General features: G+C 69.9%; 27 protein-coding genes. 7 read left to right on the top strand and 20 right to left on the bottom strand.

Annotated features, from left to right (window positions below):
- Positions 1-115 precede the first annotated feature (115 nt).
- Complete coding sequence (locus tag AB0J78_RS11895; RefSeq protein ID WP_363788932.1) at positions 116-862, bottom strand: DoxX family protein; 747 nt, start codon at positions 860-862, stop codon at positions 116-118.
- A gap of 113 nt (positions 863-975) precedes the next feature.
- On the opposite strand from AB0J78_RS11895, the gene AB0J78_RS11890 reads away from it, so the two are divergent.
- Together AB0J78_RS11890 and AB0J78_RS11885 are read left to right on the top strand one after the other, a co-directional pair.
- On the top strand, positions 976-1,956 hold the full coding sequence (locus AB0J78_RS11890) for an alpha/beta hydrolase (protein WP_363788931.1): 981 nt from the start codon (positions 976-978) through the stop codon (positions 1,954-1,956).
- A gap of 88 nt (positions 1,957-2,044) precedes the next feature.
- Positions 2,045-3,196 (top strand): PQQ-dependent sugar dehydrogenase, encoded by a 1,152-nt coding sequence (locus AB0J78_RS11885; protein ID WP_363788930.1) that lies wholly within the window; start codon positions 2,045-2,047, stop codon positions 3,194-3,196.
- A gap of 135 nt (positions 3,197-3,331) precedes the next feature.
- On the opposite strand, the gene gatB is transcribed toward AB0J78_RS11885, so the two are convergent.
- The 4 genes from gatB to gatC form a co-directional block, all read right to left on the bottom strand.
- Entirely contained in the window at positions 3,332-4,837 is a 1,506-nt protein-coding gene (gene gatB, locus AB0J78_RS11880) for an Asp-tRNA(Asn)/Glu-tRNA(Gln) amidotransferase subunit GatB (RefSeq protein WP_363788929.1), read from the bottom strand.
- Positions 4,834-5,031 carry a hypothetical protein gene (locus tag AB0J78_RS11875; protein ID WP_363788928.1) on the bottom strand — a complete coding sequence of 66 codons (198 nt, stop codon included), beginning with the start codon at positions 5,029-5,031 and terminating at the stop codon, positions 4,834-4,836. The genes gatB and AB0J78_RS11875 overlap by 4 nt, the downstream gene beginning before the upstream one ends.
- Before the next feature lie 35 nt (positions 5,032-5,066).
- The gene (gene gatA, locus AB0J78_RS11870; RefSeq protein WP_363788927.1) at positions 5,067-6,578 is read right to left on the bottom strand and encodes an Asp-tRNA(Asn)/Glu-tRNA(Gln) amidotransferase subunit GatA; all 1,512 of its coding nucleotides are present in this window, start codon (positions 6,576-6,578) and stop codon (positions 5,067-5,069) included.
- 73 nt (positions 6,579-6,651) lie between these two features.
- Positions 6,652-6,951, bottom strand: coding sequence for an Asp-tRNA(Asn)/Glu-tRNA(Gln) amidotransferase subunit GatC (gene gatC / locus AB0J78_RS11865; protein ID WP_093413507.1), 300 nt, complete (start codon positions 6,949-6,951; stop codon positions 6,652-6,654).
- Positions 6,952-7,238: 287 nt separating this feature from the next.
- On the opposite strand from gatC, the gene AB0J78_RS11860 reads away from it, so the two are divergent.
- A complete protein-coding gene (locus AB0J78_RS11860) occupies positions 7,239-7,892 on the top strand; it encodes an amino acid-binding protein (protein WP_363789310.1) in 654 nt (217 codons plus the stop codon).
- A gap of 114 nt (positions 7,893-8,006) precedes the next feature.
- On the opposite strand, the gene AB0J78_RS11855 is transcribed toward AB0J78_RS11860, so the two are convergent.
- The 8 genes from AB0J78_RS11855 to AB0J78_RS11820 form a co-directional block, all read right to left on the bottom strand.
- A complete protein-coding gene (locus AB0J78_RS11855; protein ID WP_363788926.1) occupies positions 8,007-8,498 on the bottom strand; it encodes a GNAT family N-acetyltransferase in 492 nt (163 codons plus the stop codon).
- 35 nt (positions 8,499-8,533) lie between these two features.
- Positions 8,534-10,705, bottom strand: a complete 2,172-nt coding sequence (ligA, locus tag AB0J78_RS11850; protein WP_363788925.1) for an NAD-dependent DNA ligase LigA — start codon at positions 10,703-10,705, stop codon at positions 8,534-8,536.
- 43 nt (positions 10,706-10,748) lie between these two features.
- A complete protein-coding gene (locus tag AB0J78_RS11845; RefSeq protein WP_363788924.1) occupies positions 10,749-11,414 on the bottom strand; it encodes a hypothetical protein in 666 nt (221 codons plus the stop codon).
- Positions 11,415-11,464: 50 nt separating this feature from the next.
- Positions 11,465-12,454: a DUF6461 domain-containing protein gene (locus AB0J78_RS11840; RefSeq protein WP_363788923.1), complete on the bottom strand. Its 990-nt coding sequence runs from the start codon at positions 12,452-12,454 to the stop codon at positions 11,465-11,467.
- A 177-nt stretch (positions 12,455-12,631) separates the two neighbouring features.
- Entirely contained in the window at positions 12,632-13,663 is a 1,032-nt protein-coding gene (locus tag AB0J78_RS11835; RefSeq protein WP_363788922.1) for a methionine synthase, read from the bottom strand.
- A gap of 60 nt (positions 13,664-13,723) precedes the next feature.
- Positions 13,724-15,253 carry a fatty acyl-CoA synthetase gene (locus tag AB0J78_RS11830; protein ID WP_363788921.1) on the bottom strand — a complete coding sequence of 510 codons (1,530 nt, stop codon included), beginning with the start codon at positions 15,251-15,253 and terminating at the stop codon, positions 13,724-13,726.
- A gap of 95 nt (positions 15,254-15,348) precedes the next feature.
- Positions 15,349-15,546: a DUF397 domain-containing protein gene (locus AB0J78_RS11825; protein ID WP_363788920.1), complete on the bottom strand. Its 198-nt coding sequence runs from the start codon at positions 15,544-15,546 to the stop codon at positions 15,349-15,351.
- A complete protein-coding gene (locus AB0J78_RS11820; RefSeq protein WP_363788919.1) occupies positions 15,546-16,400 on the bottom strand; it encodes a helix-turn-helix transcriptional regulator in 855 nt (284 codons plus the stop codon). Before AB0J78_RS11820 ends, AB0J78_RS11825 begins: the two co-directional genes overlap by 1 nt.
- A gap of 120 nt (positions 16,401-16,520) precedes the next feature.
- Between AB0J78_RS11820 and AB0J78_RS11815 the strand changes: the two genes are divergently transcribed.
- The 3 genes from AB0J78_RS11815 (at position 16,521) to AB0J78_RS11805 (ending at position 17,898) form a co-directional block, all read left to right on the top strand.
- Complete coding sequence (locus AB0J78_RS11815; protein ID WP_363788918.1) at positions 16,521-16,733, top strand: zinc finger protein; 213 nt, start codon at positions 16,521-16,523, stop codon at positions 16,731-16,733.
- Positions 16,730-16,945, top strand: coding sequence for a hypothetical protein (locus tag AB0J78_RS11810; protein ID WP_363788917.1), 216 nt, complete (start codon positions 16,730-16,732; stop codon positions 16,943-16,945). The genes AB0J78_RS11815 and AB0J78_RS11810 overlap by 4 nt, the downstream gene beginning before the upstream one ends.
- Before the next feature lie 122 nt (positions 16,946-17,067).
- Positions 17,068-17,898, top strand: a complete 831-nt coding sequence (locus tag AB0J78_RS11805; RefSeq protein ID WP_363788916.1) for an alpha/beta hydrolase — start codon at positions 17,068-17,070, stop codon at positions 17,896-17,898.
- A 1-nt stretch (position 17,899) separates the two neighbouring features.
- Here the strand turns inward: AB0J78_RS11805 and mnmA are convergent, their stop codons facing one another.
- The 6 genes from mnmA to AB0J78_RS11775 all read right to left on the bottom strand — a co-directional run bounded on the left by mnmA (position 17,900) and on the right by AB0J78_RS11775 (position 23,573).
- Complete coding sequence (gene mnmA / locus AB0J78_RS11800) at positions 17,900-18,988, bottom strand: tRNA 2-thiouridine(34) synthase MnmA (RefSeq protein ID WP_363788915.1); 1,089 nt, start codon at positions 18,986-18,988, stop codon at positions 17,900-17,902.
- A 3-nt stretch (positions 18,989-18,991) separates the two neighbouring features.
- On the bottom strand, positions 18,992-20,218 hold the full coding sequence (locus AB0J78_RS11795) for a cysteine desulfurase family protein (RefSeq protein ID WP_363788914.1): 1,227 nt from the start codon (positions 20,216-20,218) through the stop codon (positions 18,992-18,994).
- A gap of 62 nt (positions 20,219-20,280) precedes the next feature.
- Positions 20,281-21,657 (bottom strand): MFS transporter, encoded by a 1,377-nt coding sequence (locus AB0J78_RS11790; protein WP_363788913.1) that lies wholly within the window; start codon positions 21,655-21,657, stop codon positions 20,281-20,283.
- 106 nt (positions 21,658-21,763) lie between these two features.
- A complete protein-coding gene (locus tag AB0J78_RS11785; protein WP_363788912.1) occupies positions 21,764-22,588 on the bottom strand; it encodes a lysophospholipid acyltransferase family protein in 825 nt (274 codons plus the stop codon).
- Complete coding sequence (locus AB0J78_RS11780) at positions 22,585-23,349, bottom strand: GNAT family N-acyltransferase (protein WP_363788911.1); 765 nt, start codon at positions 23,347-23,349, stop codon at positions 22,585-22,587. Before AB0J78_RS11780 ends, AB0J78_RS11785 begins: the two co-directional genes overlap by 4 nt.
- 86 nt (positions 23,350-23,435) lie before the next feature.
- Complete coding sequence (locus AB0J78_RS11775) at positions 23,436-23,573, bottom strand: hypothetical protein (RefSeq protein ID WP_363788910.1); 138 nt, start codon at positions 23,571-23,573, stop codon at positions 23,436-23,438.
- Positions 23,574-23,925: 352 nt separating this feature from the next.
- On the opposite strand from AB0J78_RS11775, the gene rnhA reads away from it, so the two are divergent.
- A complete protein-coding gene (gene rnhA, locus AB0J78_RS11770; protein WP_363788909.1) occupies positions 23,926-24,372 on the top strand; it encodes a ribonuclease HI in 447 nt (148 codons plus the stop codon).
- A gap of 57 nt (positions 24,373-24,429) precedes the next feature.
- Here rnhA and AB0J78_RS11765 read toward each other — a convergent pair.
- Positions 24,430-25,209, bottom strand: a 780-nt coding sequence (locus tag AB0J78_RS11765) for an electron transfer flavoprotein subunit alpha/FixB family protein (RefSeq protein ID WP_363788908.1), incomplete at its 5' end; no start/stop codon positions are given.

Below are 25,209 nucleotides of genomic sequence, written 5' to 3'. Positions count from 1 at the left end.
CTCAGGTTCCGCCACCCGCACCGGCGAGCAAAACGAGCACGTCGCACTGTGAGGACGTGAATTCGGGCCCCGGATCCTTGGTTGGATCCGGGGCCCGATTTCGTCGGTGCTCGTCTCAGGGGCGGTGGAAGAGGATCAGAATCGCCGCGGCCGCGCCAGCCGCGATGATCAGGCCGAAGAAGCCGAATCCCAACGGACGGCGGAACCACACTCGCCCGTAGTCCAAGGCCACCCGGCCGGGACCGGTGAACATCACGCCGAGACCGAGGGCACCGAGGATGGCATCCATCTCGAACCCGCCATCGGCGTTGAAGAAACCGGCGCCCAGCTTGACGAACACCGCGCTGGCCATCAGACCCACCACGCCGGCCGCGGCGGCCGGCGTGAACAGGCCCAGGACCAGCAGCGCACCCGCACCGAGCTCGGTACCCCCGGTGACCAGCGAGAGCGCAGCGCTCTGCTGGAAGCCCATGCCGGACAGCACCTCCGCGAAGCCCTCCGGGCCAGGGCCGCCGAACGTGCCGAACAGCTTCTGCGAACCGTGCAGGAGGAAGACCCCTCCCAGCGCCAGGCGCAGGATCAGCAGGCCGAGGTCGGTTCCCGCGTTCCAGGCGAAGGGCTTGCGCTTCTTGCCGAGTTCCTCGGCGTAGCCGGAGTCTTCGCCGACGCCGCTCACCAGCGAGGTCGCTTCACCGTCGCTGTAGCCGTCGTCTTCGTCGTAGTAGTTGTGCTGGCGTGCGCCGAGGCTCTGCGTGCTCTTGGCCGAAACCCTCGCGCCGCGGGGCCGCTGAGCGTGCGCGCCGTAGCTGCGATCGTCGGGGGAGCCGCCCGCACCGCCGGGGCGATCGTCTTGGATGCTCACGCCGCAGGAGGCTAGGGCATCTTCACCTGAAAGTGCGACCCTTTGCGATAAAACCTTCCCCACACGTGACAGGTTCGATACCACCGGACTCGTCCGGGGTGGAAAATGTCCCGATGGAGGACCCAGAATTCCGCGGGCCGAGGTCGGCCAAATCCGATGTCTTCGCAGGTGGTGCGCATTTCCTGGACCTCGGTGAGGACTGGCCGCCGTCTTCGTTCGCACCGAGAGCGGTGCTTATGCTTCCCGAACTCGTTTCGGCGCAGGAATTGCTTCCTCTCGATTGCGCGGCCCAGGTGCTGAATTGGTCACCGGAGCGCATTTCCTCCGGCACTACCCGTGAGCACGTGGCCGACGCCCTCGCGGTCCTCGACGACGCCGACACGCCCGACTGCGTCGTCCTCGCCTGGTCGGGTGGCACTTCCCTGGCCGTGGAGCTCGCCGCCCGCCACCCCGACCGGGTGCGCGGGCTCCTGCTGCTGGCAGGACCGCCCACGGCGGGCGCGGAGATGCTGCTGTCCAGCGTCGGCGTGCCCGACGCGATGCGCAGGCTGCTGGCCGCGGGCGGCTCTGCCTCGCTGCGCCTGACCGGCGACCTGCTGGAGTCCATCACCGCCCAGCTGCCGGTCGGGGACTGGCCCGCCCGCCTGCTGCGCCAGGTCGGCCTGCTGCCCGACGACGGCGACCTCCCCGGCATCACGGCCGCCCTGCGCAACCTGGTGCAGCACGACTGGCGCAGGCACGTCGAGCTCGCGCTGGCCTGGAGCGCGTCGGTGCGCGACGGACTGCCGCGCATCAGCTGCCCGGTCACGCTGCTGGCCGGGCGCAACGATCCCCTCGGCGAACCGCTGACCACGGCGCGGCAGGTCGGTTCCCTCCCGCAGGCCAGGGTGCGGATGCTCGACGCGTCCCACTTCATCCCGCTGGAAGCCCCGGACACCGTCCGGGAGGAGTTGGCGCTGCTGCTGCGCCGGGTCGAGGCCGTCGAATGCGCCCGCCGCGGCATCGACCCGCCACCCCCGCTGGTCCGCCGGATCCGCCTCCCGCTCCCGGAAAGCCGACGACCGCGCCGCCGCGCCCAGCACCCCCCGTTCTGACCCCGCCGACCCGCCCGACCCAGCGGGAACGGCTGATCGCGGTGGCTCACCACGCGTTCACCCGGCTGCGGATAGGGTCGGAGGCGTGATGGGTCGGACTCGTGCGCTGGTGGGCGCCTTCGCGGTGCTCGGAATCGTGCTGAGCGGATGCGCCGAGTTCCCCGACGAGCACAACCGGCCGTTCGCCGAGCAGCCCTCGCTGGCGCCGCAGGCCGGGCCGCAACCCTCGTTCGAGAGCGAAGCCCCACCGTCGGAGGCGCCGGGCGAGGCGAAACCGCAGCCGCCCGCGCAACCGGTCGGCTGCGAGGACCCCGACCCGGCGGTGATCACGACGTGCCTGGACCCGGTCGGTGCGATCGCGGTGCTGCCGGACGGGCAGAGCGCGCTGGTCGGCGAGCGCTCCACGGGTCGCGTGCTGCGCGTGAAGAAGGGCGCGAAACCCGTTGAGCTGGCGCAGATCCCCGTCGACGCGAGCAGCGGCGGGGGGCTCACGGGCCTGGCCCTGTCGCCCACGTACCACGAGGACGAGCTCTTCTACGCCTACGTCACCACCGGCACCGACAACCGGGTCGTGCGGATCGCCAGCGGCGACAGCCCGAAACCGGTGCTGACCGGGATCCCCAAGGGCCCCACCGGCAACTCGGGCGCGCTCCTCGACGACGGCAAGGGCGCGTTGCTGGTGGCCACCGGCAACGCCGGCGACCCGGCCGACTCCGCCAATCCCTCGACGCTGTCCGGGAAGCTGCTGCGCATCGACGGTTTCGGCAAGCCCGCCGAGGGGAACCCGCAGCGCGATTCGCCGGTGGTGACCTCCGGGCTGAACGAGCCCACCGGCATCTGCGGCACGGCCGCGCTGAGCGTGTTCTGGGTGACCGACCGCAACAGCGGCAGGGACTCCCTCTACCAGGTGAAGTTCGGTGAGCCGCTGCGCAATCCGGCCTGGACCTGGCCGGATCGGCCCGGGGTGTCGGGGTGCGCGGCGGACCCGTCCACCGTGATCGTGGCGCTGCGCGACGCCTCCGCGCTCTACACGCTGCAACCGGCGCCGGACGGCAGCTTCACCGGCCAGCCCACCAAGGTCCTGGAGAACCGCTACGGCCGCTTCGCCACGGCTGCGCTGGCCCCGGACGGCATGGTGTGGCTGGGCACCACCAACCGCGACGGCGGCCGTCCCGTTCCCAGCGACGACCGGGTCCTGCGCCTGGAGCCCCCGACCGGCGGCACGGCCGGCAAGGACTAGGAGCCGTGAACCTGACGCCTGCGACGCGGGAACCACGGTCCTGATCCGCCCGGACCGCTACACCGCCTCCATCCGCGCGCAAACGAGGAACGCCCCCGACCGGTGCCGGTCGGGGGCGTTCCTCGTGATGCGTGGTTACTGGCCGCAGGCCTTAAGGACGAGTTCGCGGACCCGCTTGGCATCGGCCTGGCCCTTGGTGGCCTTCATGACCGAACCGACCACCGCTCCGGCCGCCTGGACCTTGCCGCCGCGGATCTTCTCCGCGATGTCCGGCTGCGCCGCCAGGGCCTCGTCGACCGCCTTCTGCAGCTCGGAGTCGTCGGAGACGACCTCCAGGCCGCGAGCCGCGACGACCTCGTCCGGCTCGCCCTCGCCGTCGAGCACTCCGTCGACGACCTGGCGGGCCAGCTTGTTCGTCAGCTTGCCCTCGCCGACCAGCGCCGCGACCCGCGCGACCTGCTTCGGCGTGATCTCCAGGTCAGCCAGCTCGACGCCGTGGGTGTTGGCCTGCTGCGACAGGTAGGCGACCCACCAGGAACGGGCGTCGCCCGGCGCCGCACCGGCCTCGACCGTCTCGGCGATGAGCTCCAGGGCACCGGCGTTGACGAGGTCGCGGAGCTCCTCGTCGGACAGGCCCCACTCCTCCTTGGCGCGGCGACGGCGCTCCCACGGGAGCTCCGGCAGGGTCTTGGACAGCTCCTCGACCCACTCGCGCGAAGGCGCGATCGGCACCAGGTCGGGTTCCGGGAAGTACCGGTAGTCCTCCGAGGTCTCCTTCGGGCGACCCGCCGAGGTCGAACCGGTGGACTCGTCGAAGTGCCTGGTCTCCTGCAGGATCGACCCGCCGGAGGTCAGCACCGCCGCGTGCCGCTGCATCTCGAAGCGCACGGCGCGCTCGACGCTGCGCAGCGAGTTGACGTTCTTGGTCTCGGTGCGCGTGCCGAACTCCTCGGCGCCCTTGGGCATCAGCGACACGTTCGCGTCGCAGCGCAGCGAACCCTGGTCCATCCGCACGTCGGAGACGTTCAGCGCGCGCAGCAGGTCGCGCAGCGCGGTCACGTAGGCGCGGGCGACCTCCGGGGCGCGCTCACCCGCACCGGTGATCGGCTTGGTGACGATCTCGATCAGCGGCACGCCTGCCCGGTTGTAGTCCAGCAGCGAGTAGTCGGCGCCGTGGATGCGACCGGTGGCACCACCCATGTGCAGCGACTTGCCGGTGTCCTCCTCCATGTGTGCCCGCTCGATGTCGACGCGGAACGTCTCACCGTCGTCGAGTACCACGTCGAGGTGACCGTCGAAGACGATCGGCTCGTCGTACTGCGAGGTCTGGAAGTTCTTCGGCATGTCCGGGTAGAAGTAGTTCTTCCGGGCGAACCGGCACCACTCCGCTACCTGGCAGTTCAGCGCCAGACCGATCCGGATCGCTGCCTCGACGGCCTTGCCGTTGACCGCGGGCAGCGCGCCCGGCAGGCCCAGGCACACCGGGCAGACCTGGGTGTTGGGCTCGGCGCCGAACGCGTTGGCGCAGCCGCAGAACATCTTGGTCTTGGTGGAGAGCTCGACGTGGACCTCGAGGCCCAGCACCGGGTCGAACCGGGCCAGCACCTCGTCGTAGTCCATGATCTCGGCGACGGCGGTCACTCCTCGTCACTCCCCTTGCGCAGTGCGCGCACCGCCAGCGCGGTACCGGTGATCAGGCCGAGCGTGGTGATGACGACGTCGGCCAGTTCGAGCTTGTCGTTCTTCTCGCGGGCGGCCTTGTAGCTCGCCTTCAGCCCGAACGCCGCCGAGAGCACGGAAGCGAGCTGGAACGCTGCCTTCAACTTCGGGTTCACTTTGCGACCTCCTGCATCGGTGGCGTGGGAGCGGCTCATACCGCCGCCTCCAGCTTCGGGGCACGGTTGATCAGCGGACCGCCCTGCACGGCGTCCCTGGCGACCTCGTAGGCCGCGCCGACCCGGTAGAGCCGGTCGTCGGCCATGGCCGGAGCCATGATCTGCAGACCCACCGGAAGACCGTCCTCATCGGACAGTCCGCACGGGATGCTCATGGCGGCGTTGCCCGCCAGGTTGGACGGGATCGTGCACAGATCGGCGAGGTACATCGCCATCGGGTCGTCGACCCGCTCCCCGATCTTGAACGCCGTGGTCGGGGTGGTCGGCGAGACCAGCACGTCGACCTGCTCGAACGCGGCGTCGAAGTCGCGGGTGATCAGCGTCCGCACCTTCTGCGCCTGGCCGTAGTAGGCGTCGTAGTAGCCCGAGGACAGCGCGTAGGTGCCGAGCATGATGCGCCGCTTGACCTCCGGACCGAAACCGGCCTCGCGGGTCATCGACATGACCTGCTCGGCGCTGTTCTCACCGTTGTCGCCGACGCGCAGGCCATAGCGCATCGAGTCGAAGCGGGCCAGGTTCGACGAGCACTCGCTCGGCGCGATCAGGTAGTAGGCGCCCAGCGCGTAGTCGAAGTGCGGGCACGAGACCTCGACGACCTCGGCGCCCAGCTTCGACAGCTGCGCGACCGCGGCGTCGAAGGCGCGCTGCACGCCCGGCTGGTATCCCTCACCGGAGAACTCGCGGACCACGCCGACCTTCACCCCGGTCAGGTCGCCGCCCGAGCCCTGCTTGGCGGCCTCGACCACCTGCGGAACCGGCTGGTCGATCGAGGTGGAGTCCATCGGGTCGTGCCCGGCGATGACCTCGTGCAGCAGGGCCGCGTCCAGCACGGTCCGCGCGCACGGGCCCGGCTGGTCCAGCGACGAGGAGAACGCCACCAGGCCGTAGCGGGACACGCCGCCGTAGGTGGGCTTCACGCCGACGGTGCCGGTCACCGCTCCCGGCTGGCGGATGGAACCGCCGGTGTCGGTGCCGATGGCCAGCGGCGCCTCGAACGCGGCCAGCGCCGCCGAGGAGCCGCCGCCGGAGCCGCCCGGGATGCGGTCGGTGTCCCACGGGTTGCGGGTCGGGCCGTAGGCGGAGTTCTCGGTGGAGGAGCCCATCGCGAACTCGTCCATGTTGGTCTTGCCCAGCACGACCACACCGGCCTCGCGCAGCCTGCGCGTCACCGTGGCGTCGTAGGGCGCCATCCAGCCCTCGAGCATCTTCGACCCGACGGTGGTGGGCATGTCGGTGGTGGTCAGCACGTCCTTGAGCGCCAGCGGAACACCGGCCAGCGGCGAGGCCGCCTTGCCGGCGGCCCGGTCCTCGTCGGCCTTGCGGGCCGCGGCGAGCGCGCCCTCGGCGTCGACGTGCAGGAACGCGTGCACCAGCGGGTCCACGGCGGCGATGCGGTCCAGGTGCGCCTGGGTCACCTCGACCGACGTGACCTCCCCCGCCGCCAGCTTGGCGGCGAGCTCGGACGCGGTCAGCCCGGTCAGGCTCATCAGGCCTCCTCAGTGTTCTGCGGGACACCCGCACCCGGTCGGCCTCGACAAGCGGAAGGGGAATCGTGGCTCATCAGGCCTCCTCAGTCAGAATGCGCGGAACGCGGAAGCGGTCCTCTTCGGCCGCGGGCGCCGCTGCGAGCGCCTGCTCGCGCGTCAGGCCCGGGCGGACCTCGTCCTCGCGGAAGACGTTGGTCACCGGCACGGCGTGCGACGTGGGTGGGATGTCGTCCGCAGCGACCTGCCCCACCTTCGCCACCGCATCGAGGATCTGGTCGAGCTGGCCTGCGAAGGTGTCGAGCTCGGCCTCGGTGACGGCCAGCCGCGCCAGGCCGGCGAGGTGTGCGACCTCGTCGCGGGAGATCTTGGACACTGCGAAGGCTCCCTGGTCATGTCCGGTTTACGAGTACATCCCAGTCTATGGCGACCACGCTGCCAGACCTGGCAGGGGTCGTGCCTGGCGAGGCGCGCCCGGGAACTTTCGCTGATGGCCTGGTCGTTCTACTCCGTGGAGTGCTGTAGCAAGATGACTACGCCGCGTCTGACACAATTTCCTCGCGGTTGTTCCTCGCACGAGTGGCCGCGCAAGCGGACGAGCAGGCGAAGGAAAAACGCGCGGCCGGCGAGGTGTCGTGCATGAAACTGGAGGCGTTGAGTCCGGTGTCCTTCCTCATCCGGGTGCAGATACCGGATCGACCCGGCAACCTCGGGTCGGTGGCGAGCGCGCTCGGCGAGATCGGTGCCGACATCCTCAGCGTCGACGTCGTCGAACGCATCGGCGGCGTGGCCATCGACGACCTCGTGGTGGAGCTGCCCTCCGGGCGCCCACCGGACGTGCTGATCACCGCAGCGGAGTCCATCGACGGCGTCGAGGTCGACGCGGTCCGCCCCTACGCGGGCGTGCTGGACACCCACCGCGAGCTGGAGCTGGTCGAGGAGATCGCGGCCGAGCCGGGACGCGGCCTGCAGATCTTCGCCGAAGGCGTCCCGAAGATCATCCGATCGGGTTGGGCGATCGTGTTCGGGCACCGCTCCGGCGGCGCCGAGCAACTGGCCGCCAGCACCTCCGCCCCCCAGGAGGGCTACCTGGAGCTCCCGTGGCTGCCGCTGCCGCGCGCCACGATCCTCGACGGCGACGAGACGTGGGTGCCGGAGACCTGGCAGGAGCTGGGCACCGAGCTGGCCGCCACCCCCATCGGCAAGCCCGACCGCGTCCTGCTGGCCGGGCGCCCCGGCGGCCCGATGTTCCGCGCGGCGGAACTCGCACGCCTCGCCCACCTCGCGGGCATCGTCTCGGTCGTACTCGACGGCTGAGGCGCTGCGCCCACCAGCCGGCGGTTGTGGTCCGAACCGACCCGGCAAAGGGCATGATGATCGCGGGCGCGCCGATCATCGAGCGCGGGTCCGCTCACCGGTGACCCGCGCGGCTCAGGCCCCGAGGTCGAGGCAGAAACCGAGCAGGCGGAAGTCACCGTTGGGGCTCCAGTCGCGGTCCGGCAGGCGCTGGAACCCCATCCGCTCGTAGAGGCGTCGCGGGGTCTCCGCCGTCTCCGAGACGCACAGCACCACACGCCCGAAACCTTCGGCCAAGGCGCGCTCCACGACAGCCTCGACGAGCTGGCGGCCCACGCCCTGACCACCGGCGTCCGGGGCGACCGCGAGCATCCTGAACTCGATCTCGCCCGCACGCGCGATCTCCGCGTAGCTGTCGCCGGGGCGGATCACGGTCACCGTGCCGACCGGCCGGTCACCGTCGAGGGCGATGAGCAGCTCGGCTTCGGCCGCGCGGTCGGCGGCGTCGCGCAGCACGGACACGTACGAACCATCGGCCGGGAGGTTTCCCGCATCGGCGTACGCCTTCGCCGCGATCTCCCCCACGACCTCGTACTCCGCCGGAAGGGCGGCCCGAATCGTTGCCATGGCCGCGATCCTGCCACCCCGCACCAGCGGTTCCCTCACTCCTCCGGGGGCAGCGCCCGCTCGGTGGCCGCTTCCGGGCCCTCCTGGAGCAGCACCGTGAAACCGTCCTCGTCGAGCACCGGGACCTTCAGCTGCATGGCCTTGTCGTACTTCGAGCCCGGGGAATCACCGACGACCACGAACGCCGTCTTCTTCGACACCGAACCGGCCGCCCGGCCACCGCGGGCCATGATCGACTCCTTGGCCTCGTCCCGGGAGTACTGCTGCAACGTCCCGGTGACCACGATCGACATGCCTTCCAGCGTCCGGGGGATCGACTCGTCGCGCTCGTCGGCCATCCGCACACCGGCTTCGCGCCACTTGCGCACGATCTCGCGGTGCCACTCCACGGCGAACCACTCGCGCACGGCCGTGGCGATCGTCGGCCCGACGCCGTCGGTGTTGGCCAGCTCCTCCTCGGAAGCCTGCTCGATCCGCTCCAGCGTCACGAACTCCCGCGCCAACGCCTGGCCCGCGGTCGGCCCGACGTGCCTGATCGACAGCCCCACCAGCACCCGCCACAGCGGCTTCTGCTTGGCCTCCTCCAGGTTCGCCAGCAGCTTGGCGCCGTTGGCCGAGAGGTTGCCCTCCTTCGTCGTGTACAGCGGCGTTTTGAGCAGCTTCGCCTCGTCGAGGTCGAACAGGTCGCCCTCGTCACCGAGCACACCCGCGTTGAGCAGCGCGGAGGCGCCCTCGTAACCCAGCGCGTCGATGTCGAGGACCTTGCGGCTGGCGAGGTAGAACAACCGCTCCCGCTGCTGACCCGGGCAGCCCTGGGCGTTCGGGCAGCGCAGGTCGACGTCGCCCTCCTTCTGCTGCGCCAGCCGCGCCCCGCACTCCGGGCACGCCTCCGGCATGACGAACTCGCGCTCGTCACCGGTGCGCACGTCGGCGACCGGGCCGAGGACCTCGGGGATGACGTCACCGGCCTTGCGGATGACCACGCGGTCACCGATGAACACGCCCTTGCGGCGCACCTCGTCGGCGTTGTGCAAGGTCGCCATCGACACCGTCGAACCGGCGACCTTGACCGGCTCCATCACCGCGAACGGCGTGACCCTGCCGGTGCGGCCCACGTTGACCTCGATGTTCAGCAGCTTGGTCGTGGCCTGCTCCGGCGGGTACTTGTAGGCGATCGCCCAGCGCGGCGCGCGCGAGGTGGCGCCGAGCCTGCGCTGCAGCGGGACCTCGTCGACCTTGATGACCACGCCGTCGATCTCGTGCTCGGCGGAGTCGCGGTTCTTGCCCCAGTGCTGGATGTGGCCGAGGACTTCATCCACGGTGGACAGCACGACGGTGTGCCGGGACACCGGCAGGCCCCACGCCTTGAGCGCCGCGTAGGACTCAGACTGGCGTTTTGGCTCGAAACCCTCCCGCCTGCCCAGACCGTGGCAGATCAGCCGCAGCGGGCGGGAACGGCTCACCCGGGGGTCCTTCTGGCGCAGCGATCCGGCGGCGGCGTTGCGCGGGTTGGCGAACGGTTCCTTGCCCGCATCGACCAGCTTGGCGTTGAGCTCGGCGAACTCGTCGACGCGGAAGAAGATCTCGCCGCGCACCTCCACCAGGGCCGGAACCGGGTACTCGTCGGTGCCGGTGAGCTGCTCGGGCACGTCACCCATGGTGCGCACGTTGAGCGTGACGTCCTCGCCGGTGCGGCCGTCACCGCGGGTCAACGCCCGCTCCAGGTGGCCGTCGCGGTAGAGCAGGTTGACCGCGAGGCCGTCGATCTTGAGCTCGCAGAGGTAGTGGGCGCTGCCGCCGACCTCGCGCTCCACGCGCTCGACCCACGCCGCCAGCTCCTCGGAGTCGAAGGCGTTGTCGAGGCTGAGCATGCGCTCCAGGTGCGCGACCGGTGTGAACGCGGTGGAGAAGGTGCCACCGACCACCTGCGTGGGCGAGTCGGGAGCCTGCAGCGCGGGATGCTCGGACTCCATCCGCTGGAGCCGGGTGAACAGCTCGTCGAACTCGCCGTCGGAGATCGTGGGCGAATCCAGCACGTAGTAGCGGAACTGGTGGCCGCGCACCTCCTCGGCGAGCTCCGCGTACTGTTCGCGCACGTCGGGCGGCACGTCCTCGACGCCTTCGGCCGCGCTCGCGGCGGCGGGGTCGGCGGGCACGCCCTCGGCGTCCTCGCTGGGATTGAGCTCGTGAACGTCCTTGCTGGTCACGCCCCGAGACTAACGAGCCACCCCGACACGGGCACGCAGCGGCTCACTGCGCGTTGCGGTCCAACTCGCGCACGAGCTCGCGCAGTTCGAGCAGTCCGATGGTGCCTTCGGGTTCGGCTTCGGCGGTTTCGACGCGTCCCAGCCGGTCGGCGGCGAGCCGCTCACCGAGGGTGGCGTCCAGCGGCAGGAAGGTCAGGGCTCGGCGCGCGTTGTCGTCGAGCGCGTGGAAGCCCGGGTGGTACACGGCGACGTCGACCAGTCCTTCGTCCTCGTCGACCTGCGCCGCGATCCGGACCTGGTCGAGCGGGTACTTCTCGCCGCGCAGGTTCACCGTGACCTCCGTGGGGTCGGGCACGGCGGGGACCGAGTCGTGGTACTCCCACAGCGTGTCCGCAGCAGGCGCGGCGGCCATCCACGCATCGGTGTAGGGCCGCAGCTCCGGGTCGGCCTGGCTGCTGATGACCAGCGCGTACGCGGCGTCCTCGCCGTGCTCGATGCTGAAGGTCAGGTCCGGGTGGACGCTGGCGACGGCCTCGGCTACCAGGTTCTCGATGCGGTGCGGCTCGCTGTCGCCGAGCGCCGAGGCGATCTCGGGGAGGTTGTCGTCCCACCACTGCCAGAACGTCGTCGCGCGCTCCGCGGCCTCGGCGGGGACGTCGACCGGTTCGGCGGGCACTTCGGCGTCACGGCGGCGCAGGAACCTGAACATGGGAGCTATTGTGCCGTCCGCCGGAGCCCGCCGTGGCCGGACGAGGAATTTCAGCCCGGCAGCTCGTCACGGACGATGGCGGTGATCGCCGCCGGTTCGGCACCGCGCACATCGGTGACGCCGGTGAGCACGCCGGACAGGGCGCTGCGGGAGTCCTCGTGCATGACCTGCCGCAGCACCTGCATCGCGTGCAACCGGTTGCGGCTGACCAGCGCGGGCCGCTCCCAGATCCCGCTCCACACAAGTTCGCGCAGGGTCTGGTCGACTTCGGCGCACGCCGGGCGGACCCCGGCGAGGATGCGCTGCACGACGGGCAGGTCCATGCAGTCGGCGGTGGTGGCGACGTAGCGGGCGAGAGATCGCAGCACCCGCCGCTGATCGTGCTCACCCGCGGCCCGCAGCGCGGTCAGCATCTCCGCCGGGTAGCCGTCGAGATCGCCCAGCGGCATCGAGACGAGGTCGTCCGGCCACGGTGCGACCGGATAGGTGTGGAACTCCCCGCCGAGCCATCCCTCGGCGGGAACCTCGCCCGTGACCCGGCCGGCCAACGCCAGCATCAGCGGCACCGGGGCCGCCTGCGACCAGGGGAGTTGTTCGCGATGCTCCTCCAGGGCGTCCGGGAAGGCCCCTTCGCGGTATTCGGGGAGCACGGCTTCGAAGGACGTCTGGATCACGCCGTCGACGGCGTGCACGAACCGCGTGCGCACGTCCTCGTCCCAGTAGCAGGAGACGGCTTCAGGACGCGCGGCCCGGCGCAGTACCTCGGGGCGCACGCCCTGGCCACCGCCGTCCTCGACGACGAGGGTCCAGTCCCCGACGGAGCGCAGCCCGATCATCGGGTGCTTCTCCTGGTAGGCGTACGCCTCCTCGCAGAACTCGTCTATGTCCAACGACCGCCCGTGCGACGTGACGGCCCCGAACGACTCGGCCACCCGACCGAGGTCGCTGTCGCGGACCATGGTCAGGCACGCCGCGTCCCGGATCGTGCTGCGCTCGATCCAGGCGACGCGGTCAAGCTCGCTGACGCAATGACTGCCCACAGGGCTCTTCCTACCAGCGCAAAGGTCGGACCACGGCCATTTTCGCAAAACATTCGGACAACGAGACCACACCAACCGGTCCAAACGGACGCGAACCAGCCGCATTCCACAATGGACGCCAATGGGGTGGAAATCCGTGAACGGCACGCCGATCCGACGCCGGGAGACGAGGTCGAATCAGGATTCGGCTTCGTCGGCGAAGAATGTGGCGAGGTCCTTGGTCAGCGACAGGGCTCGGCGCGACCAGGCCGGGGTTGCTCCGGCGAGACCGCAGGTGGGGGTCGGCACTGCTCGTTCGGCGAGGGTCTTCTTGCCGAACCCGAGCCTGGCCGCCAGGTCGAACGCGGGCTGGGCGATGCCGCGCAGCTCGACCTGACCCGCGGGTTCGACGCTGGGGGTCAGGCCGAGGAACAGGGTGGTCCCCTCTTCCCACGCCTCCCCGAGCTCGTCGGCGAACTGGCCGCTGACGTCTCCGAGCCCGGAGGCGTCCAGCGAAATCGCACCGGCCCCGGCGCGGCGCAGCAGCTCCACGGGCGGGCGCTTCGCGCAGCAGTGCACGACGACGGGTGATCCCGTTGCCTCGCCGAGCTTTTCGATCACCTCGCCGAGCAGCCGTTGGACGTCGGGCTCGGGCACGGCCGCCACGTTGCCGTAGCCCGACGGGGTGGGCAGCGAGCCCCTCAGCACGGCGGGCAGCGACGGCTCGTCCAGCTGCACCACGACCCGCGAGCCGGTGCGCGCGGTGACCTGCTCGGCGTGCGCGATCAGCCCTTCGGTGAGCGATTCGGCGAAGTCCCGCAGCGCGCCGCGGTCGGTGAGCACCCGGTGCCCGCGCATCAGCTCGATCCCGGCGGTGAGCGTCCACGGTCCGGCCGCCTGCACCTTCACGACCCGAGGCGCTCCGGCTTCGGCGACGGCCTGCTCCAGAGCGTCGAGGTCCCAGCGCAGCAGGTCCACGGCCCGCCGATGATCCATCCCGGGCGTTCCGGCCACGCGATAACCGGACGGCACGACCTCGACCGCCAGGTCGACCAGCAGCCCGGCCGTACGCCCGAGGATGTCGGCCCCGACCCCGCGAGCGGGCAACTCGGGCACCGGCATCAACTCCGGCAACTCCCCGACCACCGTCCGCGCGGCCTCCGCCGGGTCGGTCCCCGGCAAAGACCCGACGGCAGTAGCCACACCCGGACCCCAAGCAGATTCAGTCACCCACCCATTATCGACCGGACCACCGCCGCATCCCGGGCGGGCGGGGTCGGCGTTTCGGGTTCAGGCGAGTTCGTCGCGGAGGACCCTCTTGAGGAGCTTTCCCGAGCTGTTGCGGGGGAGGTCGTCGACGAAGCGGATCTGCTTGGGCACCTTGAAGCCGGCGAGGGTGTTGCGGGCGTGGTCGATGAGTTCCTGCTCGGTGACCTCGTCCTTGGTGACGACGACGGCCGCGATCCGCTCGATCCACTTCGGGTCCGGGACCGCGATGACGGCGACCTCCGCCACGGCCGGGTGCGCGTAGAGGGCGTCCTCCACCTCGCGGGAGGCGACCAGCACACCACCTGTGTTGATCACGTCCTTGATCCGGTCGACGACGAAGCAGTAGCCGGCCTCATCGCGGCGCACCAGGTCACCGGAGTGGAACCAGCCGCCGCGGAAGGCCTCGTCGGTTTCCTCCGGCTTGTCCCAGTACCCGGTGCACAACTGCGGAGAGCGGTAGACGATCTCGCCGAGCTCTCCCGGCGGGACCTCTTCCCCCTGGTCGTCGACGACCTTGGCTTCGACGAACAGCACCGGCCGACCGGCGGAATCCGGCCGCTCCTCGTGCTCCTCCGGCCGCAGCACGGTGGCCAGCGGGGCGATCTCGGACTGGCCGAAGCAGTTGTAGAAACCCAGTTCGGGCAACTGATCGCGGAGTCGCTGCAGCACCGGGCCGGGCATGATCGAGGCGCCGTAGTAGGCCTTGCGCAGCGCCTTGAGGTCGCGCGTGGCGAAGTCGGCGTGGTTGGCCAGCGCGACCCACACCGTGGGGGCGGCGAAGAAGGACGTGATCCGCTCGCTCTCGATGCGGCGCAGGATGTCGGCCGGATCGGGCACTTCGACGAGGAGGTTGCTCGCGCCGATCATCAGGTGCGGCAGCAGGAACACGTGCATCTGCGCCGAGTGGTACAGCGGCATCACGTGCAGCGGCAGGTCGTTCTCGCCGAAGTCCAGCGCCTGCAAGCAGGAGACGTACTCGTGCAGCAGCGCGCGGTGCGTCATCATCGCGCCCTTGGGCAACGACGTGGTGCCGGAGGTGTAGAGCAGCTGCACGAGATCGTCGTCGGCGACGGACACGTCGAGGACCGGAACCTCGCCTTCGACGCTGCGCGACAGCAAGGAGTCCTTCTCGTCGCGCAACGCGATGACCTGCTGCAGGGAAGTTTCCGACCGCACCGCATAGACGTTGTCCGCCAACGCGGGATCGACCAGCGCGATACCGCTGCCCGACTGCGAGAGGAGGTAGGAGAGCTCCCCTCCGGTCAGGTTGTAGTTGATCGGCACGTGCACCAAACCCGCCCTCGCGCAGGCCAGGAACCCGATCAGGTAAGCGTCGGAGTTCTTGCCGTAGGCGGCGATCCGATCACCCTTGACCGCCCCGGAAGCCAGCAGGAACCCGGCCGCCCGGGTGACTGCGGCGTCGAGCTCGGCGTAGCTCCAGACCCGCTCATGACCTGCGGAGTCGACGAACCGCAGCGCCTCCCGATCGCCCACGCGCGCCGCACTGCGACGCACCACGTCGGCGACCGCGCTCCCCCGAAGCTCCACCATCGGACCTCCCACTCCGTCGTGTGGAGCCAGACACTAACCCGACAAACCGGGGAGCACTAGATCGACGAACCCGACCCCGTCGGCGTTCAGGGCGGTCAGCGCTCGAAGCGGCCGGCCTTCAGGGCATCGACGAACAGGTTCCACTGCCGCGAGGTCGTGGTGAAGTACCCGGCGTCCCGGTCCTTCGAATCCCGCACCGCCGCACCGGAATCAACCACGCCGACCTCGACGCACGCAGACTCCTGGTGAGAACGGGAAGACTTCCGCCAGCCGGTCGGTTGAGGTAACGGCATCAGCGCAGCTCACTTTCGATCGCTTCCACGCAACTGCGAATGAAGTCACGCGACTCCGCCTGGGACAACGCCCGGTTCCGAAGGTCGGCCACCGCCTCCCGGTAGTCACGAACATCCCTCACATTACGCAGGAATGCGAGCGCACGATAGTGCTCCAGATGCACGATCGGATCCTGATCGGCGAACTCGAACAACATGAACGATCCCGCATGAGCTGCGTGCCAGTCATTTGCGCCGAACGGCAAGACCTGGACCGTCACCCTGGAACTCTCCTCGGCAGCCATCAAGTGCCGCAGCTGCTCAGCGAACACCGCAGGCCCGCCGATCATGTCGTGGAACATCGCCTCGCCGAGGACCGCGACGTACTCCGGTGACCGCGTGGAGTCCAAAACCTCTCTGCGGCTGAGTCGAAACGCGATTCGCGCTTCACGTGTTTCCCTGGGCAACCCACGCATGATCGCGCTCATGTAGTCGCGCGTCTGGAGGATCCCTGGAACGACGTGCATCTGGACTTCGGTGATCGCGGTTGCCGTTCTCTCGAAGTCCGCCATCACCGCAGCTTTCCCCTTCACACCGGGGAATCCAGACGTCAACCAGTCAGGATCGCGGACGGTGCGGGCACCTCCGATGATCTTCTCCTTCACCTCACCCTTCACTCCAAGTGCAGTAAGGACACTGGCGGCTTCTTCGGGCGTCGGGGGCTTCAGTCCTGACTCGTATCGCCAGATCGTGGTGTGGCCGACGCCCAGGAGTCGTCCCAGTTCCCGAACACCGAAGCCTGCTTCTTCTCGTAGTTGTCGCAGCTCGGCTCCCAGTGCGCGAGCTCGCGGATTCGCCTTGGTGGTTCGGGTCATGAACCGATCTTATCCCGATAAAATCGCAGGTGAGAATGCCCTTCCAGGTGATTGTGCGACTGTCTCGACAGCGGAAGCATGGTTCTTTGAACCAGTTATGTTGGAGAACCGAGGAGTCCGATGTATCCGTTCCACTGGGTGCCGTGCGAGGGGCGGCGGCACGCGAGTCTGGACGAGCACCCGCACGGGCGCTCCTACCCGACCGGCACCGAGGTCACGACCTTGTGCGAGCAGGAGCTCGTCGCCGAGAACAGCGAGTTCGGCTGGTTCTGGGACACCTGCCCGACCTGCTACCGGGAAGCCCTTCGCCTGGCCGGGATTCCCGCGCGGTGACCGCGCAGTCCACGGTCCTCGCCGTGCGCCTCCGCCAAGCGCAGTGGCTCCTCGACGACCTCGCCTTCGACGCCGGCGCCGACCGCCTCGACGCGGCGCGAATCGCCGAAGCCGCAACCACTCTGTCGCGGCTCACCCTCCTGCTCACCAGCATCCAGACGACGATCGCGGGCGATGAACACCCGGGCATCTCAGCGGAAACCGATCCCTAACCGCCGGAAGCAGCGCAGCTCGTCAGTGACGGAGGCGGCCCTCCGCCCGTCACGTCGGTGAGAGGTGCCATGCTTCCCATGAGCCAGGTGCTGGCCCAGCGATCGACGACGGAGCGCGGCGAATGCGGAGCATCTACCGGAGTGTCCGGGACCGGGAAGCCATCGAAGGCTGGTGCCTCGACCGGCTCGACGCGTGGCCGGTCGAGCACGAGCGCAGGAAAGTCACCGCAGGAGGCCACAGCACGCACCTCGTTCTGGCGGGAACCGGTGACCGGACCGCGGTGTTCGTTCCGGGAACCAACTTCAACGCGGCGAGCTGCTTGCCGTTCGCGACCGCTCTCTCCGAACGATTCCGCCTGGTGATGGCCGACGTCCCCGGCCAGCCCGGCCTCAGCGGGGAGAACCGGCCACCTGCCGCGCAGCGCGCGTCCTGGTACCGGCGGTGGCTGGGCGACGTGCTCGATCACATCGACGGTGAGCAGGTCGTGCTGATCGGGCACTCGTTGGGAGCCGCGGTGGTTCTGACCTGTGACTCGCCGCGGGTTTCGCAGCAGGTTCTGCTCTCACCGGGTGGCCTGGTCCGGGCGCGGCTCGGACCAGGCATCCTCTTCCCCGCGATCTCGTGGATGCTGCGCCGCAGTCCGGGAACCAGTGAGCGGTTGCTCGCCACCATGCACGCACCGGGCAACGCGCCGCGAGCCGAACTCGTCGACTGGATGACTCTGGTCGCCCGGCACGTGCGGACCAGCCTCGACCCGGACGCGGCGCCACCACCGACCAGAACCGTCGATCGCGTCATCGTGGCGGGCGAGCACGACAGGTACTACCCGCCGCGAGCCCTGGCCGACCGGGTCCGGGACGTTCTCGGTCAGGAACTGACCGTGTTCTCCCGCAGCGGCCACCTGCTCATCGACGAGCGCCCGGAGGCCATCGCCGACCTGCTCGCCGGATGATTCAGCGGGTGGCGGAGATGATTCCGCTGCCCAGCACGAGGTCTCCGGCTTCGTCCGGGCGGTAGAGGACGACCGCCTGTCCTGGAGCGACGCCCTGGAGGGCCTGCCGCAACTGGATCTTGAAGTTCTCGCCGTCGAACTCGGCGACCGCGTCGGCCGTGCCGCCGTGGGCGCGGACCTGGATGACGCACTCGGTCGGGCCGTCGAGGGGCTGCTCGGACGGCCAGATCGGGCGCTTCGCGTCGATCTCGGTGACCGCGAGACGCTCACGGGAACCGACCTTCACCGTGCCCGAAACCGGTTCGAGGGAAAGCACGTAGCGCGGCTTGCCGTCCGCGGCGGGAGCGTCGATGCCCAGCCCCTTGCGCTGGCCGATCGTGAAACCGTGCACGCCGGTGTGCTCGCCGAGGACCGCACCGGTCTCCTCGTCGACGAGCTGCCCCGGGGCCTGGCCGAGCTTGTTCTCTAGGAAGCTCTTGGTGTCGCCGTCCGGGATGAAGCAGATGTCGTGGCTGTCGGGCTTCTTGGCGACCGCCAGGTCCTGCTCAGCGGCCTCCTCGCGGACCTCGGACTTCAGCGAACCGCCGAGCGGGAACATCGAGTGCCGCAGCTGCTCGGAGGTCAGCGACGCGAGCACGTAGGACTGGTCCTTGCCCTCGTCGCGGCTGCGCCGCAGCTCCGGTACACCGTCCACCATGGACAGACGGGCGTAGTGGCCGGTGCACACCGCGTCGAAGCCCAACGCCATCGCCTTCTCCAGCAACGCCTCGAACTTGATCTTCTCGTTGCAGGTCAGGCACGGGTTCGGGGTGCGGCCGGCGGCGTACTCACCGACGAAGGTCTCGATGACCTCCTCGGTGAAGCGCTCGGCGAAGTCCCACACGTAGAACGGGATGCCCAGCAGGTCCGCGGCGCGGCGCGCATCGCGGGAATCCTCGACGGTGCAGCAGCCCCGCGCGCCGGTGCGCAGCGTCCCCGGCTTCGCCGACAGCGCCAGGTGCACTCCGACCACGTCGTGACCTGCGGCGACCGCCCGCGCCGCCGCGACCGCGGAGTCCACTCCACCGCTCATGGCTGCCAGCACTCGCACGACTCACACCTCCGTGGCGGCCGAAGCCGCCGAAGATCGGCGCAACCCGGCCAACCCGGCGCTACGCGCTCGTTGCACCACCGGTCCGATGACATCGGTGAGTGCCTTGACATCGGCCGCGGTCGAGCTGTGCCCCAGGGAGAAGCGCAGCGACCCGCGCGCGGCCTTCGGATCGGCGCCCATCGCCAGCAGCACGTGGCTCGGCTCGGAAACCCCCGCGGTGCAGGCCGACCCGGTGGAACATTCGATCCCCTTGGCGTCCAGCAGCATCAGCAGGCTGTCGCCCTCGCAGCCGGGGAAGGTGAAGTGCGCGTTGCCCGGCAGCCGGGACGGCCCACCGGCGATGACCTCGTCGCCGAGATCGCCGTTGAGCACCACGTCCGGCACCGCCGCGCGCACCCCGTCGATCATCTCGTCGCGCAACTTCTCCAACTGCGCCGCGTGGGACTCGCGCGACTCAACGGCCTCGCGCACCGCCGCGGCCAGCCCCAGCACACCAGGGGTGTCGAGGGTCCCGGAACGCACCTCGCGCTCCTGGCCACCACCGTGCAGCACCGGCGTGCACTTGACATCGCGCGACAGCAGCAGGACACCTGCGCCGTAAGGACCACCGACCTTGTGGCCGGTCATGGTCAGCGCCGCCGCACCGGACGCCGCGAAATCCACCGGCAGCGTCTCGACCGCCTGCACCGCGTCGGTGTGCAGGGGAATCCCATGCCGATCGGCGATCGCGGAGAGCTCGGTGATCCGGTTGACGGTGCCGATCTCGTTGTTCGCCCACATCACCGTCGCCAGCGCCACGTCATCCGCGCTGGTCAGAGCCTCTTCGAAGACCTCCGGCGTGATCCGGCCCGCAGCGTCGGCCTCCAGCCACGTGACCTCGGCGCCCTCGTGCTCGGCCAGCCAGTCCACCGCGTCGAGCACCGCGTGGTGCTCCACGGTCGAGGCCAGGATGCGGCGACGAGCCGGATCGGCGGCGCGGCGTGCCCAGAAGATTCCCTTGACCGCGAGGTTGTCGCTCTCCGTCCCGCCTGCGGTGAACAGCACCTCCGAAGGCCGGGCGCCCAGGGCGTCGGCGATGTCCTCGCGGGACTCCTCGACCTGCCGCCGCGCCCTCCGACCCGAGGTGTGCAGGGACGAGGCGTTGCCGATCCGGGTCAACGCCTCGCTCATCGCGGACACCGCTGCGGGCCGCATCGGAGTCGTAGCGGCGTGGTCGAGGTAAGTCATCGCTCATCCAGGGTAATGCAAGCCGACCGCCGCCTCCCCTGCGGTCCGACGGAACGCGCAGGTCAGACCGGTTTGGCCCGCCCTGCCCGGAGCAGCATCACAGCAGCGGACACCACCGCCACCAGCACCAGCAGATCCAGCGGCAGCACACCCCGGGTCGGCGCCCCGTCCCCGGCCAACGCGCTGACCACCACACCACCGGCCCCGACCAGCAGCGCCTGCCCGAGCATGTCGGAGATCTGCAGCGCCGAGGAGTTGAACCCGCGGTCGGCCTCCGGTGACAGCGACAGAACGGCGACCGCCGTCGTCGCGACGGAAATTCCCATGCCCATCCCCGCGACGAACCAGCCCCCGAACACCAACCACGGCACACCCCACACCGGAAGAGCCCACACCAGCGCGAACACGCCGACCCCCACCAGCACGAACCCGGCCGCGACGATCTGCTCCCTGCCCAGCCGGCGCTGCCTGCTCTGCCAGAAGGCGCCCACCGGCCAGCCCACCGACCCCACCGTCAGCGGGACCCCGGCCGCCGACGGGGAGAAACCGTGCACCACCGCCAGGCTCAGCGGAACGAAGGCCTGCGCCGTGAAGAACAGCCCCGCCAGCAGACCGCGCGAGAGCACCATCACCGGCAGCCCGGGACGAGCGCGAAGCGTCCCTCGCGGCAGCAGGTGGAGCAATGAAGGGACCAGCACGACCAGCCCCGCCACCGCGACCACGAGTGACAGGAAGGAGACCTGCTGCGCGGCCCAGTTCAGCGCCACGACACCGGCCGCCGCACCCGCCGCGGCCACCGGCAGCCCCGGCCGGGCCCCAGCGCGATCGGCACCGGGCGCACCGAAGCGGCGCAGCGTGGGAACCAACAGCGCAGCACCGAGGCAGACCAGCGGGGCAAGGCCGCCGAACACCCACCGCCAGCTCGCGTGCTCGGTGAGCAACCCGGCGATCAGGGGACCGATCAGCGCAGGCACCACCCACGCCGCAGACAGCGCACCGAACGCGGCCGGCCGATGCCGCTCCGGATAGACGCGGGCGATCATCACGTAGAGGGAGACGATGAGCACACCGCCGCTGAGGCCCTGCACGACCCGCGCCAGCAGCAGAACCGCCATGCCCGGCGCGAGAGCGGCGATCATCAGTCCCAGCGCGAACAACGGCAGCGCCACCAGCAGCGGCAACGCCGGACCGCGGAGGTCGGACAGCCGCCCGCCGATCACGGTTCCCACGGTGCTGGCGGTCAGGAACACGGTGAAGGGCCACGAATACCACTGCGATGCGTGGAAATCGGCCACGATCGTGGGCAGTGCGGTGCCCAATCCCATCGCCTCGAACGCCACGAGCGTGATGACCAGGATCAGCCCCGCTGTGAAGGCGCGGCGCTGCGGATGCCACAGCGCGCTGTCGGAACGGTCGCTGCCTTCGTCGACGATGCCCACCACGCCAGCCTGCAACCTCCACCCCGGTGGAGGTCCAGTCCTTCCACCCGCCCGGCGCAGTCGACCGGTTCCTCGGCGTCCCGCGGGTTGTGGTGCCTGAGGAGGATCAGGCGGCGATGGCCTCGGCCGGCTCGTCGTGGCCCACGCATGCGCCGGTGGCTCCCGTAATCGCGGTTTGCGCCTCCCGGGCCAGCGTCTTGCGGTCGGTGCCGGTCAGCTCCGGCAGCACCACGACCTCCACCACGAGACCGCGCATGCGGGCCACCGACAACACCGAATCCGCCAAGCTCGCATCGCCCAGGAACGCCGCCCCGGTGGTCAGCCGCCCGCGTCCGTCGCGGAAGCGCACCGCCACCGGCTGCATCCGGGCGCCCGCGTCCAACGCCGCCTGGAACACGGCGGGACGGAACGGACCACTCGCAGAGCCGCACCACGTGGTGCCTTCGGGGAACGTTCCGATCACCGAACCCGCCCGGAGCTCGTCAGCGATCGTGGCCACCGCCCCGGGCAACGCCGACAGCCGGTCGCGGTCGATGTAGACGGTTCCGACCCGCCCCGCCAGCGAACCCAGCAACGGCCACGATCGGACCTCGACCTTGGCCAGCATCTTCATCGGCGTGAGCACCTGAAGGGCCACGACGTCCAACCACGAGACGTGGTTGCACACGATCAGCCCGCCACCGGGCGTCAGCGTCCCGTCGACCTCCAACCGGATGCCCAACGCCCGCAACAACATCCGGAACCACTTCGGCACCGCCCTCCGCCGCAGCGGCGAAGGGAGCGCGAGCACCATCGCGCTGCCGATCAGCAGCAGCGCGACGGTGATCCCGATGCGCATGGCCAGCCGCAGCCGGCCGACCTCGGTGCCGGGGTCGCGCGGCGGCAGGCAGTCCGGCCCGCACGGCGACTCCGGCATCCACGAGTGGTTCATGCCGATTCTCCGAGGAAGTACCGCATGTATCTCTGATCGGCGCGTTCCAGGTCGACCAGCACGAAGAAGTCCGCCACCCCGAATTCCGGGTCGTGCGCGGGCTTGCCGCAGACCTCCGCACCCAGCCGCAGGTACCCGCGCAGCAGAGGCGGAATCGTCGAGCGCTCGTTGAGCTCACCGGCCTCCCACGGCTGGTGCGGGTGGACCCGGCGCTCCTCCGGCGCGTAGTGCTTCTGCGACACGGTTCGCCACACGTGCGCGGCCTGCACCCCACCGTCGTCCAGCGGCACCGAAGCGCAGCCGGCGAGCATGGTGTGCCCGTGCAGCAGCATGTACCGGGCGATTCCCGCCCACACCAGGCTCACCACGGCACCGTTGCGGTGGTCGGGGTGCACGCACGAGCGGCCGGTCTCCACCAGCGACGGGCGCAGCGGATCCAGAGCGGAGAGGTCGAATTCGGTTTCCGAGTAGAGCATTCCGGCGGACGAGGCGCGGTCGGGCGGCAGCATCCGGTAGGTGCCGACCACCTCGCCGCTGCGGTCTTCCCGCACGATCAGGTGGTCGCAGTGGTCGTCGAAGGAGTCCTGGTCGACGCCGTGCTCCCCGCCCTTGACCGTGGCTCCCATCTCCTCCGCGAACACCTTGTAGCGCAGGCGTTGTGCGGCGTGGACCTCGTCGGAATCACGGGCGACGAGCAGCGAGTAGTGGGCGTCGGCCGCCGCGTTCGGTGCGGCGCTGGCCAGCAGCTGCATCTCGGACATGTCCCAGGTGTATCGCCGCGCAGCGAACGCCCAACACACCAGCGGATGACACGGAGCCGGAACTTTCGGTGAATGCCAGGTGCGTACTACTCCGTCCGGGCCTTCGATACCGCCCGTTGCAGCACGTCAGAGGGGCTTGCCCGACCCGCCATCTCGTCCGCGACGGCCCGCGCGTTGACGGCGAACTCCGGCTCGTCCAGCAACCTGCGCACCACATCGCGCACCCGTCGACGGTGATCGTCGCCGGATCCTGGGAGAGCCCGACCCCTCGCTCCACCACCCGCTGCGCGGACAACAGGTTGTCGGCGAACGACGGCAGCACCAACTGCGGCACCCCCGTAGTGCGGCGCGACGCACACCGCTGCCGAAACGAGCATGGGAACTTTCCTGCCACCCCCGGCGAAGCCGCCGGCCGGGGTGAGCAAGGGAACCTTCCTGCCACCACCCCGAGGCCACCTCCCGAAGCGGGCAAGGGAACCTTCCTCTCATCCGCCCGGATCCTCTGAGTGTGAGCGTGGGAACCTTCCGCGCACGCCGCTGCCCGGTCACCCGGCCGGTGGCGGCTAGATTCAGCGCATGCAGATCGAGCGCGTCGACCTCTACACCGATGGCGCATGCAGCGGAAATCCCGGCCCGGGCGGCTGGGGCGTGGTGCTGCGCTATGGCGACCATGAGCGGGAGCTCTACGGCAAGGATCCGACCACGACCAACAACAAGATGGAGTTGATGGCCGTGATCGAGGGGCTGGCCGCTCTCACCCGGCCGATCCCGGTGGTGCGCGTCTACACCGACAGCACCTACGTGCTCAAGGGCATCACCGAGTGGATGCGCGGTTGGAAGCGCAACGGCTGGATGACCTCGGCGAAGAAACCGGTCAAGAACGCCGATCTGTGGCAGCGGCTGGACGCCGAATGTGCCCGTCACGGCGAGGTGCAGTGGGAGTGGGTCAAGGGCCACGCCGGTCACCCGGAGAACGAACGCGCGGACAAGCTCGCTTGCAAGGGGCGCGACGAGGCGCGTTGAAGACGAAAAGGCGGGCCGTGCTCGGTGTGAGCACGGCCCGCCTTCTTCGCGTCAGGGTCAGCCCTTGCGCTTGGTGACCTCTTCGGTGAGCTGCGGGGCGACCTTGAACAGGTCACCCACGACGCCGTAGTCGGCGATCTCGAAGATCGGCGCCTCCGGGTCCTTGTTCACCGCGACGATCGTCTTGGACGTCTGCATGCCTGCCCGGTGCTGGATCGCGCCGGAAATGCCCAGCGCGACGTAGAGCTGCGGCGAGACCGTCTTACCGGTCTGACCGACCTGGAACTGGTGCGGGTAGTAGCCCGAGTCCACCGCGGCACGCGAAGCACCGACAGCGGCACCGAGGGTGTCGGCCAGCTTCTCCACGACCTCGAACGACTCGGCCGAACCGACACCACGACCACCGGAGACCACGATGCTGGCCTCGGTGAGCTCCGGGCGGTCGCCGGCCTCGGCCGGCTGCCGGCCGGTGATCTTGGCGCCGGACGCGGCCGGCACCTCGACCTGCTCGACCGCGGCGGCACCGGCAGCCTGCTCGGCCTCGATGGAACCGGGCAGCACGGTGACCACCGGGGTGCCCTTGGTGACCTTCGCCTTGGCGTCGTAGGTACCACCGAACAGCGAGTGCGAAGCCACGCCCTCACCGTCGATGTCCACGACCTCCGACAGCAGACCCGTGTCCAGGCGGATCGCCAGACGACCGGCGATCTCCTTGCCGTCGACCGACGCGGGGACCAGCACCGCCGCCGGGTTCGCCGAACCCGCCAGCGCGGCCAGCACGTCGACCTGCGGCGTCACCAGGACGTCGGCGGCCTCGGCGGACTCGGCCGCGTAGAC

This window comes from Saccharopolyspora sp. NPDC049426 (assembly GCF_040676935.1).
Taxonomy (GTDB): domain Bacteria; phylum Actinomycetota; class Actinomycetes; order Mycobacteriales; family Pseudonocardiaceae; genus Saccharopolyspora.
Note: the sequence above shows the minus strand (reverse complement) of the source record. Positions and strands in the feature narration are given on the sequence as shown.